Below are 23,909 nucleotides of genomic sequence, written 5' to 3'. Positions count from 1 at the left end.
GCAACCGTTACCCAATCGTTAATATCAGGTAGCTGCTGGCGGGCACATTTGCGGCTGGCAGGCGTTTACGGATAGCTGCCGCAGACCCAACGGGAGTGCAGGCGGGGCTATTTTGAAGACTTCGGCATGGGCCGGCGGTGAAAGGACGAAAGTGAGCGGACTGGAAACGGCCATACGGCAAGCGCTGGAGCGCTCCGACCGGACAAGCCCGGAAATGCGCGCGCGCATCTACCAGTCCGCGCGCAACGCCCTGGAAGCCGGCCTTCGCAAACAGGATGTCCACGACGCCGAGGTGATCGCTCAGCAGCGCCATCGGCTGGAAGTCCTGATCCATGCCATCGAAAACGAAGAACGCGCCAATTTGAAAATGCAGGTGTCGACCGAAGTGACGGTCGAGGCACCGGCAGCCAAAACATCACCGGCAGAAGATTCCGCCCCACCGATCGATGACAGCCTGGATATTGCCCCCGGTCGTCATGACGGGATGGTGGCCGCCAACCGCAACGAAGCAAGCTTTGGCGACTTGCGTGCCGACCGCCGCTCGACGGCTCGCAGCACCGATGCACCGGTGAGCGCGGAACCGCAGCTGGGAGCCGACGAAATCGTTGCCCGGTCACCGCAGGCCGACCCAGCACTTCATAAAGAGAAACGCGGACAGGCAGCCGGGGTACAGGAACCACCCAGGAAGCGGCGCCGGCGTAGCAGGCTGCTTTCTTTCCTGATGGTATTGACGGTCCTGGTCGCAGCCTTCGGGACCGCAGGCTGGTGGGTCGTGTCGAGCGGATTGCTGCAAACCGCCGCGGAACGCGACACCAGCGTTGCCAACCCGCCGGCAAGGGTGAGTTCCGAGGATTTCAGCGGCGCGCCCGGCCTGCCGACACTTGGAACACAATCCGGTTTCACCAGCGACTGGATCGATGTTTACAAACCGGGTGACGGGGAAGCTCCGACCACAGGGCCGCAGGCATCCGCCGATCTCGTCAGCGATGAAGCCGGCCAACACCTGCGGATCATCTCCAGCAATGTCGATGCGGGCGGCGATGTGCACATTCAGATTCCTGCGACCATCCTCGAACAGCTTTCCGGCAAGACCTCGACGCTGGCGCTCACGGTACAGGCCGATATGGGCAAAACCACCCAGTTTTCCGTGGAATGTGATTTCAGCACGCTGGGCGAATGTGGCCGCCACCGCTTCACGCTGAACGACGAAAAGATCGATATGCTGTTCAAGGTAACGTTCGATCGCAGTCTTGCACCGAAGGAGCCTGGCAGCATCGTCATCAGCAGCGATGTCACCGGCTCGGGCGCAAGCCTCAATCTTTTTGCCGTTCGCATCCTGCCGGGCCAATAAGCCGCGGATTACTTCAGAAAATCGCGGCCAGAACCGAGGATCCTGTCATCGATCTTGCCGATCGCTTCCTTGTCCTTGCCGTCATAATCCAGCGCGTTCAGGATATGGCGGATGACGTTCAAACGGGCGCGGCGCTTGTCGTTGGCAAGAACCACAGTCCAGGGCGCGTCCTTGCTGTGGGTTTCCTTCAGCATCCGGTCGCGCTTCTTCGAATAGTCGTCCCACTTGTCGAGCGCCGCGATGTCCATCGGCGAGAGCTTCCAGACCTTCAGGAGATCATGGCGCCGGTCATGAAAGCGCTTCAGCTGCATCTTGCGGCCGATATCGAGCCAGAACTTGAAGAAGAAGATGCCATCATCGACGATCAGTTCCTCGAAGCGGGGCGTCTGGCGGAAGAAGGTCTCGTATTGCTCCGGCGTGCAAAAGCCCATGACGGGCTCGACGCCCGCCCGGTTATACCAGGAGCGGTCGAACATGACGAACTCGCCCTTCGTCGGGAAGTGGGTGATGTAGCGCTGATAGTACCATTGGCCGCTTTCCGTTTCCGTCGGCTTGGTGAGCGCCACAACCCTTGAACTGCGCGGGTTCATGTAGGAATGGGTGGCATAGATCGTGCCCCCCTTGCCGGCGGCGTCCCTGCCCTCGAAAAGCGCAAGCACCCGTTTTCCCTTGGCCTGCAGCCAGAACTGGACCTTGACGAGTTCGATCTGCAGCTTCTCCAGATCCCTGTCGAACTCCTCGCCTTTCAGCTTCTTGTCATAGGGAAAGCCACCGGACGCCAGCGCCTCATCTTCGATCCAGTCAGGCAATTTCGGGTCATCGACGTCGAACACGCGGCGTTTGCCATCGATCTCAAGTTCGACCGGCGCGTTCTTCGCCACCGCAATGCTGATATCACCCATGCCTGCCTCCACCACGCTACGCCATGCCTGCGATTTTCGGGGAGCAGGCCATAAACGCATTGCGAATTCAAGCACGTCGTGAAATCCATGTCATGAAACCGGGATATCAGCGGTCGATATGGAATCGGAAGATACGCCCTTGAACACCATGAAGACGATTGCGATCAGAGTCAGGAAGACGCTGAGGGACAGACGTTGGGCGGCCCTTCTGTCGCTTGTCGTCGGCGCTGGCCTGATATTTGCCGGCGTTCATGTTGTGGCCGTCGTCTTGTTCTGGCTGGTGCTGATGATCGCACTTCTCAACCAGCAGGTCGAAACGGCGCCGCCCGGACCGCCGGTTGTCTTTGCAACGGCTTCGGCCACCTCCGACCTTGGTGTGCTGCTCGCTGCATTCAACGCGCTCGATATGCCGATCCTGGTCATTTCGTCAGAAGAAATCGTCCGGCTGCAGAATCACGCTGCCGAGAAAGCCTTCGGTGCGATCCCGGTCGATACGGACCTTTCGGCTCGCATCCGTTCACCCGGCATCCTCGATATGGTGCGTGAAACGATCGCCACCGGAAAACCGAACCAGATCGAGCATTCCGAGCGACTTCCTTCGGACGCGGTCTATATTGTGCGCATAGCCCCCGCTGATACGACCGCGGCCGAAGGCGACCGACTGTTCATCCTGTCCTTCCGCGACATTTCTCAGGCACGCCGGATCGACCGCATGCGCTCCGACTTCGTCGCCAATGCCAGCCATGAACTGCGAACGCCGCTTGCCTCGCTGCGCGGCTTCATCGAGACGCTGCAAGGTCCTGCCCGTGGCGACGCCAAGGCACACGAAAAGTTCCTGATGATCATGCACGAGCAGGCGACGCGAATGAGCCGGCTTGTCGATGATTTGCTGTCGCTCTCCCGGCTGGAGCTGAAATCGCATATCGCTCCCGACGAGACGATCGATCTGGCGCCGCTGCTCGGCCATGTGCGCGATAGCCTGGCACCTCTGGCGCGGGATCTCGGCGTCGAAATCACACTGGATCTTCCCGAGCATAAGGCGACGGTCCGGGGTGACCGCGATGAGCTGACCGAAGTCTTCGAGAATCTCATCGAAAACGCCTGCAAATACGGGCAAGAGGGCAAGAAGGTCGATGTGAAGCTGTCCGGTGGCGAGGGCGAAAATTCCGTGGAGGTATCGGTCCGCGATTATGGACCTGGAATCCCGGCTGAGCATGTGCCCCGCATCACAGAGCGTTTCTACCGCGTCAATGTCGAGGCGAGCCGCACGAAAAAAGGCACCGGCCTCGGGCTTGCAATCGTCAAGCACATCCTCACGCGCCATCGCGCCCGGATGATTGTTCAATCAGAAGTCGGCAAGGGTACGGTCTTCACCGTGCGGTTTTGACACAAAGCTTCGGATGTCGACAGCGCTTTGGAAAATAATCATTATTTTTCATATAGATAATCTGTCACAAATGTTTCATCGAACTGACATAAAAGATAGTGGCATCGGGAGCTAGTTAAAGGCAGCCGATCAAGACGGCCAAGCGAGCGCTCGCAAAAATGCGCACCAACACAAGCCCAATTCCGGGAGAATTTCGATGAACGTTCTGAAACTTACTGCTGCAGCCCTGGTTGCATCGGTTGCCTTTGCCGGCGCCGCTGCTGCCCGTGACCAGATCCAGGTCGCCGGCTCCTCCACCGTTCTTCCTTATGCCAAGATCGTTGCCGAAACTTTCGGCGAAACCTTCCCGGACTTCAAGACCCCGGTCGTTGAATCCGGCGGCACCGGCGCGGGTCTGAAGGAATTCTGCAAGGGCGTCGGCCCGGACACCATCGACGTTGCCAATGCTTCGCGCAAGATCAAGGACAGCGAGCTGGAAACCTGCAAGTCGAACGGCGTAACCGAAGTTCAGGAAATCAAGTTCGGCTATGACGGCATCGTTTTCGCAACCGACGCCAGCAATGCCGACCTGAAGCTGGTTCCGAAGGACCTGTACCTTGCGCTGGCCGCTGAAGTCGTCGTTGACGGCAAGCTCGTTGCCAACCCCTACAAGAAGTGGTCGGAAGTCAACAAGGACCTGCCGGACGTTGAAATCGCCGCTTACATCCCGGGCGAAAAGCACGGCACCCGCGAAGTCTTCGACGAGAAAGTTCTCGCTGCAGGCTGCAAGGAAGTCGGCGCTACCGACGTCATCAAGGGCCTGATTGCGGACGAGAAAGAAGCTGCCAAGAAGTGCATCGCCGTTCGTAAGGACGGTCTGGCGATCGACATCGATGGCGACTACACCGAAACGCTTGCTCGTATCGCCTCCAACAAGAACGGCATCGGCGTCTTCGGCCTGTCCTTCTACGAAAACAACGCCGACAAGCTGAAGGTCGCTACCGTCAGCGGCATCGCTCCTTCGGCTGAGACCGTCGCTTCCGGCGAATATCCGGTTTCCCGCCCGCTGTTCTTCTATGTCAAGAAGGCACACCTCGGCGTTATCCCGGGCCTCAAGGAATATGTCGAGTTCTTCCTTGACGACCAGATGATCGGCGCTGACAGCCCGCTCGCAGCTTACGGCCTGGTTCCGGCTCCGGACGCAGAACGCGAAGAAGTCCGCAAGGCCTTCTCTGCCGGCAACATGCTCTGATATAAACATCAGACCAGCGGCACGGCATTTTCTGCCGTGCCGTATCCCTCGTTCGCAATGCCGGCTTTCAATGATTGACAGGGCCGGGGGGACCTATTGATGAACACCTCTCTGATTTTTTTGATTGTTTTGATAATAGGCCTTGGCGCCTATTTCGTTGCGAGATCGCGGGCCGTCGCCAGTGCGAACGGCAAGCTTTCCATACTTCATTCCCTTCCCGGCTATCACGGCACCTACGCGGCGATCTGGGCGACCCTTCCGGCACTCGTCGTGCTCGGCGTCTGGCTTGTCGCCAGTCCGATGGTGATAGAAAAGACCATCCGTAATTCTCTTCCCGAAGGCGTGACCAGCCAGGGCGCAGCACCGACCGAACTGGCGCTGGGTCAGGTTATTTCCGTGGCCAACGGCCTGCGGCTGCTCAGCGACGACGAGCTTGCCACGGTGACCAACCGTAGCGCCAATCTGCGCGAAACGCTGGCCGCCAAAGGCATTCCCATGGCAAGCGACGGAGAGCCCTATCTGCTCACCTCCGCCGAGGCGTACAACTCCGCGAAGGATGGCAGCCAGCTCACCATGGCGGCTGTCGTGATCATCCTTTCGATCGCGGGCGCGGTTTTTGCGCTTCGCGGCATCTCCGCTCCGTTCCGCGCCCGCAACCGTGTCGAGCGCGTCATGCTGGGGGGGCTGCTGCTGGCGTCGTCCATCGCCATTCTGACGACGGTTGGCATCATCGGCTCGATGCTTTCGGAAGCCATCCGCTTCTTCCAGTCGGTTTCGCCCAGCACCTTCTTTTTTGGAACGGTCTGGGATCCGCGCTTTTCGGCGGCCGGCAGCGGCGGCACGGAAGGACAGTTCGGCCTCCTGCCGCTTCTTGCAGGCACGCTCTACATCGCCTTCGTCGCCATGCTGTTTGCCGTACCCGTTGGCCTTTTTGCAGCGATCTACATGGCGGAGTACGCTCGTCCTGCCGTTCGCGGCATCGCCAAGCCACTCCTCGAAATTCTCGCGGGCATCCCGACCATCGTCTACGGCTTCTTCGCCCTGATCACGGTCGGTCCGTTCCTGCGCGACGTGTCGGCCCAGCTCAACGGGCTCATCACCGGCAACTACGTGAACTTCATTCAGGCGCAGAGCGTTCTGACGGCCGGTATCGTCATGGGCATCATGCTGATCCCCTTCGTTTCCTCGCTCTCCGACGACATCATCACCCAGGTTCCGCGCTCGCTGCGTGACGGCTCGCTCGGCCTTGGTGCAACCCGGTCGGAAACAATCAAGAAGGTCGTGCTCCCCGCTGCCCTTCCGGGCATCGTCGGCGCTCTCCTGCTGACGGCCTCGCGTGCTGTCGGTGAAACCATGATCGTCGTGCTTGCCGCCGGCGTTGCCGCCCGCATGCAGTTCAATCCCTTCGAAGCGATGACGACCGTCACGGTCAAGATCGTCAATCAGCTGACAGGCGACCTCGAGTTCAACTCGCCACAGACCCTTGTGGCCTTTGCACTCGGCATCACCCTGTTTGCGATCACGCTTTGCCTCAACATCTACGCGCTCTACATCGTGCGCAAATACCGGGAGCAGTACGAATGACCGAGATCTCCGCTTCCGCACCCTCCGCCTTCGTCCGTCCCGCCCAGGCACGCCGCGACATCGGCATCAAGAAACGCTACCGCGCCGAAAGACGCTTCCGGGCCTATGGCGTGGCGGCGATCCTGACCGGCCTGTTCTTCCTGTTCGTGCTGCTTTGGACGGTCGTCTCCAACGGTTACACCGCCTTCCTGCAGACGACGATCACCCTGCCGATCGAGTTCTCCGAGAAGGTCATCGATCCGAAGAACGAACGCGCCGACAATCCCGCAAAGCTGATGACGGCGAATTATCCGCTGCTCGTCCGCGATGCTCTGGTGAAGGCGTTGAACATCGATCCGTCGAACCGTGCGCTGGTCAAGCAGGCGACCGACATGGTTTCGGCCAGCGCCCGCGTCCAGCTGCGTAACATTGTCGTCAACAACCAGTCCGCCATCGGCACGACGCAGAACGTTTCTCTGCTGGCCGAAGGCAATATCGACAGCGCCAACAAGGGCCAGATCGATCTCGCCGTGCCGGAAGCCAACCGCAAGGTGAAGGACCAGCAGATCGAGTGGATGAAGACGCTCACCGAGAGCGGTTCGCTCACGAAGTCCTTCAACACCGGCCTCTTCACCTTCGGCGCATCGAGCCGTCCGGAAGCAGCCGGCATCGGCGTCGCGGCGCTCGGCTCCCTCTACATGATGTTGATCGTGCTCGTTCTTGCCCTGCCGATCGGTGTTTGTGCATCGATCTACCTGGAAGAGTTCGCGCCGAAGAACCGCTTGACCGACCTGATCGAGGTGAACATCAACAACCTCGCGGCCGTTCCGTCGATTGTCTACGGTCTGCTTGGCCTAGCGGTGTTCATCAACTTCGCCGGCATGCCCCGCTCGGCTGCTCTCGTTGGCGGTCTCGTCCTGACGCTGATGACGCTTCCGACGATCATCATCGCGACCCGCGCGGCGCTGAAGGCCGTGCCGCCTTCGATCCGCTCTGCGGCTCTGGGTCTCGGCGCCTCGAAGATGCAGACCATCTTCCATCATGTCCTGCCGCTCGCCATGCCGGGCGTTCTGACCGGAACGATCATCGGCCTTGCCCATGCGCTTGGCGAAACCGCCCCGCTGCTGCTCATCGGCATGGTCGCCTTCGTCGTCGATTATCCTGGCTCGCCGATGGAGCCCTCCACTGCCCTGCCCGTGCAGATCTACATGTGGGCCAATGAAGCAGAACGTGCATTCGTCGAACGGACGTCGGGAGCGATCATCATCCTCCTGGTATTCCTCGTCGTCATGAACCTTGGCGCAATCCTGTTGCGGCGTCGCTTTGAGCGTCGCTGGTAGTGAGGTAGAAACATGAACATGATGTCCGAAGCAGCAGTCGAAAAGGCTCTCGAGCAGAAAATGAATACCATACCCTACAAGATGATCGGCAAGGATGTTTCCGTCTATTACGGCGAGAAGCGCGCTCTTTTCGATGTGAACCTCAACGTCCGCGAAAACACCGTCACCGCTTTGATCGGCCCTTCGGGCTGCGGCAAGTCGACATTCCTGCGCACGCTGAACCGCATGAACGACACGATCGACGGCTGCCGCGTGACCGGCAAGATCACGCTCGACGAAGACGATATCTACGATCCGACGATCGACGTCGTGGAACTGCGTGCCCGCGTCGGCATGGTGTTCCAGAAGCCGAACCCGTTCCCCAAGTCGATCTATGAGAACGTCTCCTACGGCCCGCGTATCCACGGTCTCGCCCGCTCGAAGGCGGAGTTCGACCAGGTGGTCGAGCAGAGCCTGCAGAAAGCCGGCCTCTGGAACGAGGTGAAGGATCGCCTGCATGAGCCGGGCACCGGCCTCTCGGGTGGTCAGCAGCAGCGTCTGTGCATTGCACGCGCCGTTGCGGTCAGCCCGGAAGTAATCCTGATGGACGAGCCCTGCTCGGCTCTCGACCCTATCGCAACCGCAAAGGTCGAGGAACTGATCCACGAACTGCGCGCCAACTTCACGATCGTCATCGTCACGCACTCGATGCAGCAGGCAGCCCGCGTTTCGCAGCGCACCGCCATGTTCCACCTCGGCAATCTCGTCGAGGAGAACGATACCGACAAGATGTTCACCAACCCGGACGACCAGCGCACCCAGGACTACATCATGGGCCGTTTCGGCTGACGATGCGGTCTGCCGCCAGCCACTGGCCAAGCGGCGGACACCTGGAAACTGACCATGATCCGAAGGAACGACGATGAGCTCTACACATATTGTTTCCGTCTATGACGAAGACCTGAAATATCTTTCACGCCGGATTTCCGAGATGGGCGGCCTGGCCGAGCAGATGGTCGGCGATTCTGTCCGCGCCCTCGTCAACGCCGATCTCGCCCTTGCCCAAAAGGTCATCTCCGATGACGTCGTGCTGGACGAGGCAGAACGTCAGATCGGTGAAAAGGCGATCATCACCATCGCCAAGCGCCAGCCGATGGCGGCCGACCTGCGCGAAATCATGGGATCGATCCGCATCGCTGCCGATCTGGAACGCGTCGGCGACCTCGGCAAGAACACCGCCAAGCGCGTTATTGCCGTCGCCAACGCCAGCCTGCCGCGTCAGCTTGCCCGTGGCCTCGAGCACCTTGCCGAGCTTGCCCTGGTGCAGCTCAAGGAAGTGCTGGATGTCTATGCATCCCGCTCGCCGGAAAAGGCCAACAGCATCCGGGAACGCGACGGCGAGATCGACGCGATCTACACGTCGCTTTTTCGCGAACTCTTGACCTACATGATGGAAGATCCGCGCAACATCACGCCCTGCACGCATCTTCTTTTCTGCGCCAAGAACATCGAGCGTATCGGCGATCACGCAACCAACATCGCCGAGACCATCTATTACATGGCGACGGGCGCGCAGCCGGTTGGCGAACGGCCGAAGGACGACACGGCCAATACCGTGGGCGCAATCGGCAACTGACCGCGGCGGCGCGGCAAATGTTGAAAATGACCTAGATTGAACGCCGGACCAGGGAAGGTCCGGCGAGCGCTCTTCCTTTGCGAAAGCGCCCAAGGAGTTGATCATGCAGCCAAGAATTGCCGTTGTGGAAGATGAGGAAGCCCTCAGCGTTCTTCTCCGCTACAATCTGGAAGCCGAAGGTTTCGACGTCGATACCATCAATCGCGGCGACGAAGCCGAAATGCGCCTGCAGGAGCGCTTACCGGACCTGCTCATTCTCGACTGGATGCTGCCCGGCGTTTCCGGCATCGAGCTATGCCGTCGTCTGCGCCAGCGGGCCGAGACCGAGCGCCTACCCATCATCATGCTGACGGCGCGTGGCGAGGAAAGCGAGCGGGTACGTGGCCTTGCCACCGGCGCGGACGATTATGTGGTCAAGCCTTTCTCGACGCCGGAGCTGATGGCGCGGGTCAAGGCGATGCTGCGCCGTGCAAGGCCGGAGGTACTTTCCACGCTCCTCAAATGCGGCGATATCGAGCTTGACCGCGAAACGCACCGGGTTCACCGCAAGACCCGCGAAGTCCGCCTCGGCCCGACAGAATTCCGCCTTCTGGAATTCTTCATGGCCTCTCCCGGCCGTGTTTTCTCGCGCTCGCAGCTGCTGGACGGGGTGTGGGGCCACGACATCTACGTGGATGAACGCACCGTTGACGTCCATGTCGGTCGTCTGCGCAAGGCGTTGAACTTTTCGAACATGCAGGACGTCATCCGCACGGTGCGCGGCGCCGGCTATTCCCTGGAAAGCTGACTATCCTGCCTCGGCAATCGCGGGGCCAGCAAAGGTCTCGCGATAGGCTGTCGGTGTTGTCGCATAGTGTCGCCGAAAATGATGGCGCAAGGTGGCAGCGGCACCAAAACCCGCCAGCTCGGCGATCCTGTCGATCGGGGTCGCGGAATTTTCCAATAGGTCGCGTGCCCGCGTCAGGCGCTCCAGCAGAACCCATTGCGCCGGCGTCGTTCCCGTCGCCGCCTCGAAGCGCCGAAGGAAGGTGCGAGTGCTCATGCCGGAGATATTCGCAAGCGACGCGACGCTGTGATCGGCACCGAGATTGTTGCGGATATGATCGAGAAGCGGTCCCAGGCGCGCGCTTTCGTGAGGTAACGGCACAGCACGCTCGATATACTGCGCCTGTCCACCATCCCTGTGCGGCGGGACGACAAGACGTCGGGCCACCATATTGGCCGCGACCATTCCGTAGTCACGACGAATGAGGTGCAGGCAGAGATCGATGCCGGCAGCGCTCCCGGCTGAAGTCAGGACCGTGCCTTCATCGACGTAGAGAACATCAGGCTGCACGTGAATATCCGGATAACGCTGTTTCAGCGCATCCGTATAACGCCAGTGGGTTGTGGCACGTCGCCCCGCCAGCAGGCCTGCCGCCGCCAGCGCGAAGACGCCCGAGCAGATCGAGAGAATGCGCGCTCCACGTCCATGCGCCGCCGCCAAGGCTTCGCACAGCGCATCCGGCACGGGCGCATCGACGCCGCGCCAGCCGGGCACGATGATTGTCCCGGCTTCCGCCAGCAAATCGAGACCGCCGTCGGCGACAATGCGCACACCACCGGCCGCTCGCATCTCGCCGGGATCGACCCCGGCCACGGCAAAGCGATACCAGTCCGCCCCCATTTCCGGCCGCGGAAGCCCAAAAGCCTCGACCGCAACACCGAATTCGAAGGTGCAGAGACCATCGTAGGCGAGTGCTACGACGAGCGGGCTTGGCGGTTTCGGGTGTCGGTTCAAATCTGGCATGATCTTCACACTATATGGCAAAACTGCCATCTGCCAATCCCACGGACGCCGGCGTATCCAGATGATGACAGCAACCAAGGAGACAATCATGAGCTTCGTCACCGAAATACCGCCCGCATCCGCGGAGGTTACCATCGCTCATTTCCTGCAGAGACTTTCCGTCGAGACCGATTGCGCCGACGTATCCGCCGTTCTTCGCACCGGCGAGCCGGATTTCGCGCTTCTTCACTCCGTCGGGTCCCCGGAAGCCTATGCCCGCCGCCACGTACCCGGCGCGCTCCACCTGCCCCATCGCGAGATCAGCGCCGGGCGCATGGCAGCGTGGCCAATGGAAACGATCTTCGTCGTCTATTGCGCCGGTCCCCATTGCAACGGCGCCGATCAAGCAGCTCTCAAGCTGGCGCGGCTCGGCCGGCCTGTTAAGATCATGATTGGCGGCATCACCGGCTGGGCCGACGAAGGTCTTCCCTTCGCAGCAGGGTCTGAGCCCGGCGACATCAACGCGCTTCCCATCGCAGCGGAGTAGAAAATGACAAACAATGACCTGGAAATCCGACCTTTCGAGCATCGGGATGTGGAGGAGGTGCTCGATCTGATGCGCAGCCTCGCAGTCTTCGAAGGATATATTGACGATTTCCGGGTCACGGCGGCAGATGTTATCGAGCACGGTCTTGGCACCTCACCGCGCTTCGGCGTCTTCGTAGCAACCCTCGCCGACAAGGTTGTCGGCATCGCCGTCCACTACGAGATCCCCTGGACCTACGATCTCAAGCCGGTGGTGGTGTTAAAGGAACTTTTCGTTGCGGCAGAAGCAAGGGGCCTTGGCGCCGGAAAAGCCCTTTTCCAACGGCTGGCCGTCTATGCCGGGGAGATCGGGGCATCCAAAATCGCCTGGACCGTGCTTGATGGAAACGAGCCGCCATGCGCTTCTACGAACATCAGGGCGGCAAGCCCGATACGGTCTGGCGGCCGTGGCTTGTCAGGATGTCATGAAAATGAAAAAGCCGCCCAACCGGAAGGATGGGCGGCTTTTCGAATGAAATTCGTGGCTCAGCGGGCGCGACGACGCTCCGCCGAAGGCTGGTAGGCCAGCTTGGCATGGAATGTGCAATAGGGCGACGTATCCGGAGAGTCATTGCCACAGAAGTGGAATTCTTCCTTCATCGGATCGCCGATCGGCCACTTGCAGGTGCGGTCGGTCAGCTGGGTAAGGCCGAGGCGGCGCGACATCGGAACGACGACATTGCTGCCGACAGACTGGATCTCCGCCTGCTCCATTACATCCAGATCGACCTCTTCCTTCAGGACTGTCGCACCAGCCGGACGGGCGACGGTGCGGGTCGGCGCTGCAGGACGGGCAGCCGCATAGTTCGGTGCTCGGGGTGGCGATGTCGGGCGCTTGGCGCGGGTTGGCGTGGCAGCCGTTCCACCCGCCTTCGCGCGGCCGGGAAGCGACAGCCTGTGAACCTTGCCGATAACAGCGTTCCGGCTCACGCCACCAAGCTGCGCGGCGATCTGGCTTGCACTCAGACCTTCCGACCACAACTTCTTCAGTTTTTCTACGCGCTCGTCTGTCCAGTTCATCGTCTCGCCTCCGTGTCAGCGTCGGTAAGGACAGAATCCATCACCACGCCCCGGCCATGCGCCGAAGCTGAAACGCGATAATACTTTTGGTGACTAGGTCCGCCGCATGCGTCTAGTAATTGCTTATTAACGTAGAGACAGGGCGACTCCGTGACAAGAGTCACCGGAATCCGAGCGAATCGATTTTTAAGTTTTCCCCAACTTGCTGCTGAGGCGTGGCATTTTTGCAAGAGTTGGCGCTTAAAAAAATCACAAGCGCCAAGACCGCGCAAATTGCCGCAAAGCCGGGCCTTTTGTTGACATCGCAGTGCGAAATGTCGATAGTGCCGCTGCCGCCGCAAGGCGGCATTTTTAATTTCTCGGACCCGGTTCTGGCAACGATATCGGGTAGGTAGCGAAGGAGATCCGCGTCATGGCCGAAGCCAAGCCGCTCTATGACACTTACATGCGCGCACCGTTACGGTTCGAGCGCGGGGAAGGCGTCTGGCTGATTGCTGAGGATGGCCGACGTTATCTCGACTTCGCTGCCGGTGTTGCCGTCAACTCGCTCGGCCACGCCCACCCTCACCTCGTCCAGGCCCTGAAGGATCAGGCAGAGAAGGTATGGCACCTGTCGAACCTCTATGAAGTTCCAGGCCAGGAAACGCTGGCCACGCGGCTGACCCAGGCCACTTTCGCTGACAAGGTGTTCTTCACCAATTCCGGCGCCGAAGCGCTGGAATGCGCGATCAAGACAGCGCGGCGCTACCAGTTCTCCAAGGGCCATCCGGAGAAGTTCCACATTATAACCTTCGAAGGCGCCTTTCATGGCCGTACGCTTGCAACCATCGCAGCCGGGGGTCAGGAAAAGTACCTCGAAGGTTTCGGCCCAAAGGCGCCCGGCTTCTATCAGGTGCCCTTTGGCGACATGCCAGCACTCAAGGACGCCATCAACGACGAAACGGCTGCAATCCTGATCGAGCCGATCCAGGGCGAAGGCGGCATTCGCGTCGTGCCGAAGGAATTTCTGGAGGAACTGCGTGCGCTTTGCGACGAATACGGCCTTCTGCTGATTTTTGACGAGGTTCAGTGCGGCATTGGCAGAACGGGCAAGCTCTTTGCCTATGAGTGGAGCGGTATTGCTCCCGACATCATGGCCGTTGCCAAGGGTATCGGCGGCGGTTTCCCGCTCGGTGCCTGCCTTGCAACGGCGGACGCCGCTTCCGGCATGATCGCCGGCACGCACGGCTCGACCTATGGCGGCAATCCGCTCGCCATGGCGGTCGGCAATGCCGTGCTCGACGTGGTCATGGAAGACGGGTTCCTCGATCATGTCCGCAATGTCTCGCTGGTTTTCCGTCAGGGCCTGGCCTCGATCGCCGATCGCTTCCCCGATGTCATCGAAAGCGTGCGCGGTGATGGCCTGATGCTCGGTCTCAAGGCAAAGGTACCGTCTGCCGAACTGCTGCAGGCGATCCGTGCAGAGCACATGCTGGCCGTTCCGGCTGGCGAGAATGTCATTCGACTTCTGCCGCCACTGACCGTGACGGCGGAAGAAGCCCGCGAAGGCATGGCGCGTCTTGAGCGTGCCGCTGAACGGGTCAGAGCTGAAAACTTGAAGGCGAGCGCCTAAAACGCCCAGGCGCTGCAGCGCCGCACAACAGCAGGACTTCAACAGAATGGCCGGTACCAGACACTTTCTCGACCTCTCCGCCATGACGGCGGCCGATCTTCGCACGATCATCGAGGATGCCCGCGTGCGAAAGGCGGCCACCAAGGCCGGAACCGCGCAAAAGCCGCTTGCCGGCAAGATGCTGGCGATGATCTTCGAGAAGCCATCGACCCGTACCCGCGTTTCCTTCGATGTCGGCATGCGCCAGCTGGGTGGCGAGACGCTGTTCCTGTCCGGCACTGAAATGCAGCTCGGCCGCGCCGAGACGATCGGCGATACGGCCAAGGTGCTGTCGCGTTACGTTGACGCCATCATGATCCGCACGACCGATCATTCACGCCTGATGGAACTCGCCGAGCATGCAACCGTGCCCGTCATCAACGGCCTGACGGATACCACCCATCCCTGCCAGATCATGGCTGATATCATGACCTTCGAGGAGCATAGCGGTCCCGTGAAGGGCAAGACCATCGCCTGGAGCGGTGACGGCAACAATGTGCTGCATTCGTTCGTCGAGGGCTCGGCCCGCTTCGGCTACCGCCTCAACATGGCCGTGCCGCTCGGCTCCGAGCCGGACGACAAGATCCTCAACTGGGCGCGCAACAATGGCGGCGATATCATGCTCTGCCATGATGCCGACCAGGCTGTGAAAAACGTCGATTGCGTTGTGACCGACACCTGGATTTCGATGAACCAGGAACATCGCGCTCGCGGGCACAATGTCTTCCAGCCCTTCCAGGTCAATGAAGCCCTGATGGAGAAGGCTGCCAAGGACGCCCTGTTCATGCACTGCCTGCCGGCGCACCGCGGCGAAGAAGTGACCGACGGCGTTATCGACGGCAAGCAGTCGGTCGTTTTCGACGAGGCGGAAAATCGCCTGCATGCCCAGAAGTCGGTGCTCGCATGGTGCCTCGGCGCACTGTAACGGGCCAGACATCCGCTTATTGAAATTCAGCCTGCGTGACCCAATCTAAGCGTTCAGGATGCCGGCGCCCTCAGGGGCGATCCGGTGGATTGTAATTGTAAACCCATCCGGCCCGAGCGCTCACACCGCAAAGGCCCGCCGATGCGCCGCTGCAAGCCATATCCATCTGGACAATGGTCGCGGACATCGGATCAATAGAGCATAGCGCACGTTCTTGCCTGCACGCTACCGCGTGTCGTGTGAACCATCGCATGCTAGAGGATGTCTGGTTCAGATTGAACCAGACATCCTCTAGATTCTTTTGTTTCCGTTTGTCTTTTCGGGAAAACCGGTTTCCACTTTTCCCTGACAAACTCTAAGGAGCAACACGATGACGGATACCCTACCCGGCCTCGGCCAGTTCGATTTTGCCGGCGATGACCATGTCGTCCCCTTCCAGGTGGAAGGGCTTGATGTGCGTGGCCGCGCCGTGCAGCTTGGGCCGATGCTGGATACGATCCTTGAGCGCCACAATTATCCCCTGCCCGTCGCTCGGCTGGTCGCGGAGACCGTGGTGCTGACGGTGCTGCTTGGCACCTCTCTGAAATTCGAGGGCAAGCTCATCGTACAAACGAAGAGCAACGGCCCTGTCGATCTCGTTGTCGCCGACTTCTCGACGCCGGATCGCGTACGCGCCTATGCGCGCTATAATGCCGAGGCACTGGCAGAAGCGGAAAAGAACGGCGCTACGCAACCCCAGGAACTGCTGGGTGAAGGTATTCTCGCCTTCACCATCGACCAGGGCGCTCACACCCAGCGCTACCAAGGCATCGTGCCGCTTGACGGCGCCTCGCTGGAAGAAATCGCCGGTGTATATTTCCGCCAGTCGGAACAGATCCCAACCAAGGTGCGCCTTGGCGTGGCCGAGCTTCTGGACCGGGACGAGAACGGCAAGCCGCGCCATCGCTGGCGTGCCGGCGGCATGGTTGCGCAGTTTCTGCCCGAAGCCCCCGAGAGGATGCGTCAGGCCGATCTACCCGGCGGGGATGGAACGGATCCGAGCGACGATTTCGAACGGGATGACCTGTGGGACGAAGCTGTGGTCATGGTCCAGACCATCGATGCAGATGAACTGACCGATCCCACCGTCGGCACGGAACGGCTGCTCTACCGGCTGTTTCACGAACGGGGTGTCCGGGTCTATCCACCGCAGGCAGTCTACGACCGCTGCAACTGTTCGCGCGAAAAGATCCGCGACGTACTGGCAAGCTTCAGCCAGGAGGAAATCGATCATACGGTCGAGGAAGGGCATGTCAGCGTGACGTGCGAGTTCTGTTCGACGACGTATCGCTTCGAAGCAACCGAAGTTCGCCCACAGTAGAGAGCGACAAGCCGCCCTGCGTTCGCGCGGGGCGGTTTTCTTGGAGTTTGTCAGGGAAAAGTGGAAACCGGTTTTCCCGAAAAGACAAACGGAAACAAAAGAAGCTGGAGGATGTCTGGTTCAATCTGAACCGGACATCCTCTAATTGAGCGTGCGAACCTGCCCCGGGCTGTCCAGCGAGAAGGCGGGGATGTCGACCTTGAAGCTCTCGCCTTCGTTGGTCTCCATGGAATAATGGCCGTACATCACGCCGGACGGTGTATCCAGCGGGCAACCCGAGGAATACTCGTAGGTTTCACCCGGATTGAGAACAGGTTGCTCGCCGATCACTCCGGGTCCGTTGACTTCATCAACCTGACCGTTTTCGTCGGTGATGTTCCAGTATCGCGACATCAATCGAACTGTCTTTCCGGACTTGTTGGAGATCAGTATCCGATAACCCCACACATAGCGGCTGTCATCCGGGTCAGATTGCTCTTCCAGATAATATGGTTCGACCGTTACCTCTATGTCGCGGGTCAGAGCGCGATACATTGCAAACCCTCATTCATGTTCCCGCATAGCTTACAACAAGTTGGTTTCGCGAAGAATAACGCGAAAGGTAACTGTAAGGATAAGGCACGTTGCCGCCGACAGGCGGCTCTGACGTCCACGGGAAAGCGGCTGCAAGGCAGGCTTTATTCGCGGATAATTGCGCCTGGGACGGGCTGCGACGTAACCTCGTGCAGCCACTCCCGCCAGATGGCGACCAGGAGGGCCATCAGAACGGGTCCGACAAAGAGACCAAGAAAGCCCATCGTCTTCACGCCACCGACAAGTCCGAAGAAGGTCGGCAGGAACGGCAGTTTGATTGGTCCGCCGACAAGCTTCGGACGAAGGGTCTTGTCGACGATGAAGAGCTCGACCGCACCCCAGGTAAAAAGCGCGACGCCCTCTACGAGCGAGCCGCTGGCAACCAGATAGACAGCGACCAGCGTGAACGAAAGCGGCGCACCGCCGGGAACCAACGCCATCATGCCGGTGATGATACCCAACGTGACGGGCGAGGGTACGCCCGCGAGCCAATAGGCAATGCCCAGCACAATGCCTTCACCGATGGCAATGATCCCCATGCCCGTCACGGTGGAGCTGATCGTCAGCGGCACGATACGGGAAACGCGCTCCCAGCGCATCGGCAGGATGCGCTCTCCAAGTTTATCGATCTGAGCAACGAAGGACTCGCCCTCGCGATAGACGAAGAACAGCGAGATCAGCATAAACAGAAGTGTCAGCAGCGACTGGAACGCCGAACTGCCGACAACCAGGACGCCCCGATAGATACTGCCGATATTGGAGCCGCTGATCAAATGGCTCAGTTCACCCAGTGCGCCCGGATGGCCGACATATTTCGTCCATTGGGTGCCAAGCCAAGGGCCTACACCCGGAATGTCGGCGAGCCACAGAGGCACAGGCGCGCCGAACTTGTTGGTCTCGATTGACCAGAGCAGCCAACCGCGCAATTCATCGACGGCATACATGGCTGCCACGGTGATGGGTACAACGATGAAGGCAACGACGCTCAGGATGGCGATCGTTGCGCCCAGCGTGCGATTGCCGCCGATTGCTGTCAGCAGGCGACTATAGATCGGCCAGGTGGCAAAACCGATGACCAGTGCAGCAAGCACCGGCACGAGAAAACCGTGAAAGAAATAAACGCCCGCGAGCAGAACGAAGACGAGCAACCACCGCGCAGCCGTAATCGGACCGACAAGTGCCGACCGCTCATGGGCTGGTCGCCCGAAAAGCCGCGGCTCCTGCTGTGGCAGGTTCTCCCGTTCAAGTTGGCCAAGCGGCACGAAACTTCCTCCTCATCGGACCTTCAGAATGACAGCAAAGCCGCGACATCGCCAGCAGCTTTACTGCCGCTGGCGGGCCTATAGCACATGCCGGCACAAGTAATGATGTCAATGGGAGGATGACAAGGGACGAAGGCCGCATTTTGTTGGGCAAGAGGCAGAATGCGGCGCTTTGTCATGCTTTCTTCATCAGGCCGGGGACTTTGCCTGGGCTCTGTCGAGCATGTAGGACGTCAGGAAGATCGCAATGCCCGCAACGCCCATGATGGCGCCGACGACGCCGGTCGATGTCCAGCCGTAACCCGCGGCAATCGACACGCCGCCAAGCCAGGCACCAATCGCATTGGCGATGTTGAACGCCGAGTGGCTGAGCGCTGCGGCCAGCGTCTGCGCATCGCCGGATACCTTGATGAGCCGCATCTGGATGCCGGGAACCACGGTAAAGCCGCCGCCAATCAGAAGAACGTTGATCACCGCCAGCCATGGCGAGGACATCGTGAAATAAAACAGGACGAAGGCCACAAGGTTGAACACCAGCGCGATGCCGATCGCCGGCATCAGCGCCCAGTCGGCAAGCCTTGAGCCGACGATATTGCCAAGGATCATGCCTGCCCCGAAGACCGAGAGCATCATCGGCACGCTGGCGAGCGGCACGCCGGCCGATTCCGTCAGCGCCGGGGTGATGTAGGTGAAGACCACGAACATGCCGCCGCAGCCGATCGCGCAGATGCCGAGCGTGAGCCAGACCTGGATACGTCCAAGGGCAGCCAACTCCTTGAGCGGCGTTGCCAGCGGATTGGCCTTGTCCTTCGGCACATGGGTGTAGACGAGGGCCACCGTCAGCATGCTGATGGCGCCGACGATGGCGAAGGCAGCCCGCCAACCCAGCGCCTGACCGAACCAGGCCGCAAGCGGCGTTCCAAGCAGGGTTGCAACCGTTAAGCCCATCATCACCCGGCCGATCGCCCGCGCCTGCTGGTTTGCCGGCGCCATGCCGGCGGCCACGAGCGCTGCGACCCCGAAATAGGCGCCGTGGGGAAGACCCGCGAGAAAACGGGCAGCAATAAGAAGACCGAAACTGCCGGCGATTGCACTTGCGAGATTGCCCAGCGCAAACAACGTCATCAAGGCCAGCAGCACGGTGCGCCGCGAGTAACGCGCAGCCATCACGGCAATCAATGGTGCTCCAACAACCACGCCGATGGCGTAGGAACTGATCACGACGCCCGCATCCGGCACCGAAACCGCAAAAGAATCTGCGACCTGCGGCAGAAGGCCCATGATGGCGAATTCACCCGTGCCGATGCCAAAGCTGCCAACCGCCAGCGCCAGCTCTGCGATGGAGTATCCACCAATACGGGCAGCCGGCAGAGCGGCCCGGGCGGGGGCCTGCGAAAGAGCATTATCGGACATGGCAAAGACCTGGGAGGCGTCAGCGCGCCAGAAATAGAGTGCGACGGAAATATTCGAGGGAGCAATCCGGCTGCGCTTGGGATTCGCACCCGGTTGCTGCAATGCAATATAGCTGCATTACCACCTGGCGCAAAGACGCTGCGACGCAACACAACCCGCTAAATCTAACCAGATCACCGCATTGTGTAGCGGTTCCGTTGACGTTTACGTTAGGGTTATATAATTCGGGAATGCGCTTGAGGAGCCGCAGCAAAAACGGCATGCTGCACTGGTGAAGGACACGGGAGGTGTTTTCACGACAGGGCGGCGACAGCAGTTCGCAGTTATTTCACCTGATGGTGAAGCTTATCTGATGGACGCAGCAGACCGCCTCAAGCCATACAGAGACCATGCGCGGGAGAGAGACAGGATGCCGGATATTCAGACCCAGAATCAGGGCCACGTAACCGAGAGGCCTTGGCTCGCGTCCTATCCGCCCGGCATGCCGGCAGAGATCGCCCCTTCCACGAACAATTCGATCGGCGAGATCTTTGAGCAATCCTGTGCAAAATATGCCGGGCGCCCCGCCTTCACCTGCATGGGAAAAACGCTGAGCTTCACACAGCTTGAAGCGGAAAGCCGCAAAGTTGCTGCATGGTTGCAGTCGACCGACCTCGAAAAGGGTGATCGCGTCGCTGTCATGATGCCGAACGTCCTGCAGAACCCGGTGATCACCTTCGCGATCCTGCGAGCCGGCTTCACCGTCGTCAACGTCAACCCGCTCTATACGCCGCGCGAACTTGAGCACCAGCTGAACGACGCCGGCGCCAAGGCAATCTTTGTTCTCGAAAACTTCGCCCACACAGTCGAGCAGGTTGCGGCGCGCACGCCGCTCCGCCACGTCGTCGTCACGACGATGGGGGATTTGCTTGGCCTCAAGGGCGTGATTGTGAACCTCGTGGTGCGCCGCATCAAGAAGCTGGTTCCTGCATGGTCGTTGCCGGGACACCTCTCCTTCAAGACGGTTCTCGCCAGCGGGAGCGGAAAGCGCCTCCGCGACCCCGGCGTAAAACAGAGCGATGTGGCCTTCCTGCAGTATACTGGCGGCACCACTGGTGTTTCCAAGGGCGCGACGCTGACGCATGCCAACTTGCTCGCCAACATGGCACAGATGGGTCTGTGGCTTGAGACCGCCTTCCTGCGCAGGCAGCGCCCGGAACGCCTTGTGTTCCTGTGTGCCCTGCCGCTCTACCATATCTTCGCACTGACCGTGAACGGGCTGATGGGCCTCAGCACCGGTGGCGAAAACATCCTGATCCCCAACCCGCGCGACATCCCGGCTTTCGTCAAGGAAATCGCCAGGTACAAGATCAATATCTTCCCAGGCCTCAACACGCTGTTCAACGCGCTGATGAACAATGCCGACTTCCAGAAGCTGGATTTCTCGTCTCTGGCCCTGACCTTCGGCGGTGGCATGGCCGTACAGCGGCCGGTTGCCGAGCGCTGGCAGCAGATGACGGGCTGCCCGATTGCGGAAGGCTACGGCCTTTCGGAAACCTCCCCCGTCGCAACCGCCAATCGCCTGGACACGGAAGCCTTCACAGGCACGATCGGCATGCCCCTGCCCTCGACTGACGTGGAAATCCGCGATGATGATGGCAATACACTGTCGCTCGGAGAGATCGGCGAAATCTGCATTCGCGGGCCGCAGGTCATGCAGGGTTATTGGAACCGGCCGGACGAAACCACAAAGGCGATTTCGAGCGACGGCTTTTTCCGCACCGGCGATATCGGCTTCATGAGCCCGGAAGGCCTGATCAAGATTGTCGACCGTAAGAAGGACATGATCCTCGTTTCCGGCTTCAACGTCTTCCCGAACGAAGTCGAGGAAATGGCGATGACCATGCCGGGCATCCTCGAATGCGCCGCCATCGGTGTTCCCGACAGCCATTCCGGCGAGGCGGTAAAGCTTTTTGTGGTTCGTCGCGATCCGGCGCTGACCGAAGCAGATGTAAAGGCTTTCTGCGCGCAGCTTCTCACCAACTACAAGCGCCCGAAATTCGTCGAGTTCCGTGACGAATTACCCAAATCCAACGTCGGCAAGATCCTGCGCAAGAACCTGCGAAGCTGAACTCTTCAGATCCGCCCTTGCCTCATCGGATTTTTGCGCCTGACGCGCCTGCGGGCTTGATTTGGATGGGCTAAAGCGACTAGCTAGCGCATCCCTATGCGACGCAAGGAGCTCCCATGAACGCGCGTGTCGAACAGCTGAAATCAACAGTTTCCGAGACCAAGGCCACTGATATCAGGGCGGCCTTTGCAGCCGATCCCGCCCGCTTTTCCAAATACAGCGTCACGCTCGACGATATTCTGTTCGACTATTCAAAATGTGCCGTCAACGAGCGCATCCTTCATGGCCTCGAAGCGCTTGCAACCGAGGCCGGTGTTGCCAAGAAGCGCGATGCGATGTTTGCGGGTGAGCCGATCAACTTCACCGAGGGCCGCGCCGTTCTGCACACCGCGCTCCGCAACCTCGCCAACACGCCGGTTCTCGTTGACGGCAAGGATGTGATGCCGGATGTCAATGCGGTGCTCGCCGCCATGGGCGCCTTTTCCGACGGCATTCGTTCCGGCACGCTGAAGGGCGCGACTGGCAAGAAGATCACCGACGTCATCAATATTGGCATCGGCGGCTCGGACCTTGGCCCGGTCATGGCGACGCTGGCGCTGGCCCCCGACCATGATGGCCCGCGCCTGCATTTTGTTTCCAACATCGACGGCGCCCATATCGCCGATACGCTGAAGCTGCTCAATGCCGAGACCTCGCTGTTCATCGTCGCCTCGAAAACCTTCACGACGATCGAGACGATGACCAATGCCGCGACCGCGCGCAAATTCATCGCGGATGCGCTGGGCGACGCCGCTGTCGCGAACCATTTCTGCGCCGTCTCCACCGCCCTCGACAAGGTTGCCGCCTTCGGCATCGGTGCCGAGCGTGTGTTCGGCTTCTGGGATTGGGTTGGCGGCCGTTATTCGATCTGGTCGGCCATCGGCCTGCCCCTGATGATCGCCATCGGCAAGGAGAAATTCGGCGAGTTCCTGGCCGGCGCCCACGCCATCGACGAGCACTTCAAGTCGGCGCCACTGCGTCAGAACATCCCGATGCTGCTCGGCCTTCTCGGCTATTACCATCGCAATGTGCTCGGCTACGCCACCCGCGCGATCCTGCCCTATGACCAGCGCCTGTCGCGCTTCCCGGCCTATCTGCAGCAGCTCGACATGGAATCGAACGGCAAGGGCGTGACCCTCGACGGCAAGCCGGTCGATGGCAATTCCGGTCCCGTTGTATGGGGTGAGCCCGGCACCAACGGCCAGCACGCCTTCTACCAGCTGATCCACCAGGGCACGAGCGTCATCCCTGCCGAATTCATGATTGCCGCCAACGGCCATGAACCGGAACTGCGCCACCAGCACCAGCTGTTGATGGCCAATTGCCTTGCCCAGTCCGAAGCGCTGATGAAGGGCCGCACGCTTGAGGAAGCCAAGGCGCAGATGGCGTCAAAGGGCATGGATGCCGCTTCGATCGACAAGATCGCCCCCCACCGCGTCTTCACCGGCAACCGCCCGTCGCTGACCTTCGTCTATGACAAGATGACCCCCTTCGCCTTCGGCCGCCTGGTCGCGATCTACGAACATCGCGTGTTCGTGGAAGGTGCGCTGTTCGACATCAACTCGTTCGACCAGTGGGGTGTGGAGCTTGGCAAGGAACTGGCAACCGGGCTTTTGCCCGTCGTTGAAGGCAAGGAAAGCGCTGCAGGTCACGACAGCTCGACGGAAGGCCTTGTTGCAGCGCTGTTGAAGGCTGCGAAGTAAGGTGTTGCGCCCTCGGCTCCCGAAGGTTCGCCTGTAGTTCGAGAGCGATGCCAGATTGCCTCTTCTCCCGGGCGGGAGAAGAGGGAGCGGGCCGCAGGGCATTATTCAAAA

At 60.3% G+C, this 23,909-nt stretch carries 21 protein-coding genes; 15 read left to right on the top strand and 6 right to left on the bottom strand.

Features of this window, described 5'->3' with window-relative positions; genetic code table 11:
- The first annotated feature begins 151 nt into the window (after nucleotides 1-151).
- Nucleotides 152-1,351, top strand: a complete 1,200-nt coding sequence (locus QO002_RS04835; protein ID WP_307227235.1) for a biotin transporter BioY — start codon at nucleotides 152-154, stop codon at nucleotides 1,349-1,351.
- Nucleotides 1,352-1,359: 8 nt separating this feature from the next.
- Here the strand turns inward: QO002_RS04835 and ppk2 are convergent, their stop codons facing one another.
- On the bottom strand, nucleotides 1,360-2,253 hold the full coding sequence (gene ppk2 / locus QO002_RS04830; protein ID WP_307227233.1) for a polyphosphate kinase 2: 894 nt from the start codon (nucleotides 2,251-2,253) through the stop codon (nucleotides 1,360-1,362).
- 148 nt (nucleotides 2,254-2,401) lie between these two features.
- On the opposite strand from ppk2, the gene phoR reads away from it, so the two are divergent.
- The 7 genes from phoR (at nucleotide 2,402) to phoB (ending at nucleotide 10,176) form a co-directional block, all read left to right on the top strand.
- The gene (gene phoR, locus QO002_RS04825) at nucleotides 2,402-3,640 is read left to right on the top strand and encodes a phosphate regulon sensor histidine kinase PhoR (protein ID WP_307233158.1); all 1,239 of its coding nucleotides are present in this window, start codon (nucleotides 2,402-2,404) and stop codon (nucleotides 3,638-3,640) included.
- A gap of 196 nt (nucleotides 3,641-3,836) precedes the next feature.
- Entirely contained in the window at nucleotides 3,837-4,871 is a 1,035-nt protein-coding gene (locus QO002_RS04820) for a substrate-binding domain-containing protein (protein WP_307227231.1), read from the top strand.
- A 99-nt stretch (nucleotides 4,872-4,970) separates the two neighbouring features.
- On the top strand, nucleotides 4,971-6,455 hold the full coding sequence (pstC, locus tag QO002_RS04815; RefSeq protein WP_307227229.1) for a phosphate ABC transporter permease subunit PstC: 1,485 nt from the start codon (nucleotides 4,971-4,973) through the stop codon (nucleotides 6,453-6,455).
- Nucleotides 6,452-7,774 carry a phosphate ABC transporter permease PstA gene (gene pstA, locus QO002_RS04810; RefSeq protein ID WP_307227227.1) on the top strand — a complete coding sequence of 441 codons (1,323 nt, stop codon included), beginning with the start codon at nucleotides 6,452-6,454 and terminating at the stop codon, nucleotides 7,772-7,774. Before pstC ends, pstA begins: the two co-directional genes overlap by 4 nt.
- A 12-nt stretch (nucleotides 7,775-7,786) precedes the next feature.
- The gene (gene pstB / locus QO002_RS04805; RefSeq protein ID WP_307227224.1) at nucleotides 7,787-8,602 is read left to right on the top strand and encodes a phosphate ABC transporter ATP-binding protein PstB; all 816 of its coding nucleotides are present in this window, start codon (nucleotides 7,787-7,789) and stop codon (nucleotides 8,600-8,602) included.
- Between the two features lie 73 nt (nucleotides 8,603-8,675).
- Complete coding sequence (gene phoU / locus QO002_RS04800) at nucleotides 8,676-9,389, top strand: phosphate signaling complex protein PhoU (protein ID WP_307227222.1); 714 nt, start codon at nucleotides 8,676-8,678, stop codon at nucleotides 9,387-9,389.
- Nucleotides 9,390-9,492: 103 nt separating this feature from the next.
- Nucleotides 9,493-10,176, top strand: a complete 684-nt coding sequence (phoB, locus tag QO002_RS04795; RefSeq protein ID WP_307227220.1) for a phosphate regulon transcriptional regulator PhoB — start codon at nucleotides 9,493-9,495, stop codon at nucleotides 10,174-10,176.
- Here phoB and ftrA read toward each other — a convergent pair whose 3' ends face one another.
- On the bottom strand, nucleotides 10,177-11,208 hold the full coding sequence (gene ftrA / locus QO002_RS04790) for a transcriptional regulator FtrA (RefSeq protein WP_307227218.1): 1,032 nt from the start codon (nucleotides 11,206-11,208) through the stop codon (nucleotides 10,177-10,179). It lies immediately after the preceding gene.
- Nucleotides 11,209-11,266: 58 nt separating this feature from the next.
- Between ftrA and QO002_RS04785 the strand changes: the two genes are divergently transcribed.
- Nucleotides 11,267-11,704 carry a rhodanese-like domain-containing protein gene (locus QO002_RS04785; RefSeq protein WP_307227216.1) on the top strand — a complete coding sequence of 146 codons (438 nt, stop codon included), beginning with the start codon at nucleotides 11,267-11,269 and terminating at the stop codon, nucleotides 11,702-11,704.
- Between the two features lie 3 nt (nucleotides 11,705-11,707).
- Nucleotides 11,708-12,265 (top strand): GNAT family N-acetyltransferase, encoded by a 558-nt coding sequence (locus tag QO002_RS04780; protein ID WP_307227213.1) that lies wholly within the window; start codon nucleotides 11,708-11,710, stop codon nucleotides 12,263-12,265.
- Here QO002_RS04780 and QO002_RS04775 read toward each other — a convergent pair.
- On the bottom strand, nucleotides 12,229-12,762 hold the full coding sequence (locus QO002_RS04775) for a GcrA family cell cycle regulator (RefSeq protein WP_307227212.1): 534 nt from the start codon (nucleotides 12,760-12,762) through the stop codon (nucleotides 12,229-12,231). The genes QO002_RS04780 and QO002_RS04775 overlap by 37 nt on opposite strands.
- A gap of 412 nt (nucleotides 12,763-13,174) precedes the next feature.
- Between QO002_RS04775 and QO002_RS04770 the strand changes: the two genes are divergently transcribed.
- The 3 genes from QO002_RS04770 to QO002_RS04760 all read left to right on the top strand — a co-directional run bounded on the left by QO002_RS04770 (nucleotide 13,175) and on the right by QO002_RS04760 (nucleotide 16,698).
- Nucleotides 13,175-14,374 (top strand): aspartate aminotransferase family protein, encoded by a 1,200-nt coding sequence (locus QO002_RS04770; protein ID WP_307227210.1) that lies wholly within the window; start codon nucleotides 13,175-13,177, stop codon nucleotides 14,372-14,374.
- A 46-nt stretch (nucleotides 14,375-14,420) separates the two neighbouring features.
- Nucleotides 14,421-15,338 (top strand): ornithine carbamoyltransferase, encoded by a 918-nt coding sequence (gene argF / locus QO002_RS04765; RefSeq protein ID WP_307227207.1) that lies wholly within the window; start codon nucleotides 14,421-14,423, stop codon nucleotides 15,336-15,338.
- A gap of 370 nt (nucleotides 15,339-15,708) precedes the next feature.
- Entirely contained in the window at nucleotides 15,709-16,698 is a 990-nt protein-coding gene (locus QO002_RS04760; protein ID WP_307227205.1) for an Hsp33 family molecular chaperone, read from the top strand.
- Between the two features lie 141 nt (nucleotides 16,699-16,839).
- Here QO002_RS04760 and apaG read toward each other — a convergent pair whose 3' ends face one another.
- The 3 genes from apaG to QO002_RS04745 form a co-directional block, all read right to left on the bottom strand.
- Entirely contained in the window at nucleotides 16,840-17,232 is a 393-nt protein-coding gene (gene apaG, locus QO002_RS04755) for a Co2+/Mg2+ efflux facilitator ApaG/CorD (protein ID WP_307227204.1), read from the bottom strand.
- Between the two features lie 143 nt (nucleotides 17,233-17,375).
- Complete coding sequence (locus QO002_RS04750) at nucleotides 17,376-18,533, bottom strand: AI-2E family transporter (protein WP_307227202.1); 1,158 nt, start codon at nucleotides 18,531-18,533, stop codon at nucleotides 17,376-17,378.
- 189 nt (nucleotides 18,534-18,722) lie between these two features.
- A complete protein-coding gene (locus tag QO002_RS04745; RefSeq protein ID WP_307227199.1) occupies nucleotides 18,723-19,946 on the bottom strand; it encodes an MFS transporter in 1,224 nt (407 codons plus the stop codon).
- Between the two features lie 409 nt (nucleotides 19,947-20,355).
- On the opposite strand from QO002_RS04745, the gene QO002_RS04740 reads away from it, so the two are divergent.
- Together QO002_RS04740 and pgi are read left to right on the top strand one after the other, a co-directional pair.
- Entirely contained in the window at nucleotides 20,356-22,056 is a 1,701-nt protein-coding gene (locus QO002_RS04740) for a long-chain-fatty-acid--CoA ligase (protein WP_307227197.1), read from the top strand.
- A gap of 116 nt (nucleotides 22,057-22,172) precedes the next feature.
- Nucleotides 22,173-23,798 carry a glucose-6-phosphate isomerase gene (gene pgi, locus QO002_RS04735; RefSeq protein WP_307227195.1) on the top strand — a complete coding sequence of 542 codons (1,626 nt, stop codon included), beginning with the start codon at nucleotides 22,173-22,175 and terminating at the stop codon, nucleotides 23,796-23,798.
- The last annotated feature ends 111 nt before the right edge of the window (nucleotides 23,799-23,909 follow it).

The organism is Pararhizobium capsulatum DSM 1112 (genome assembly GCF_030814475.1).
GTDB lineage: Bacteria > Pseudomonadota > Alphaproteobacteria > Rhizobiales > Rhizobiaceae > Pararhizobium > Pararhizobium capsulatum.
The sequence above is the reverse complement of the archived record's forward strand: the minus strand, read 5'-3'. Positions and strand labels throughout refer to the sequence as shown.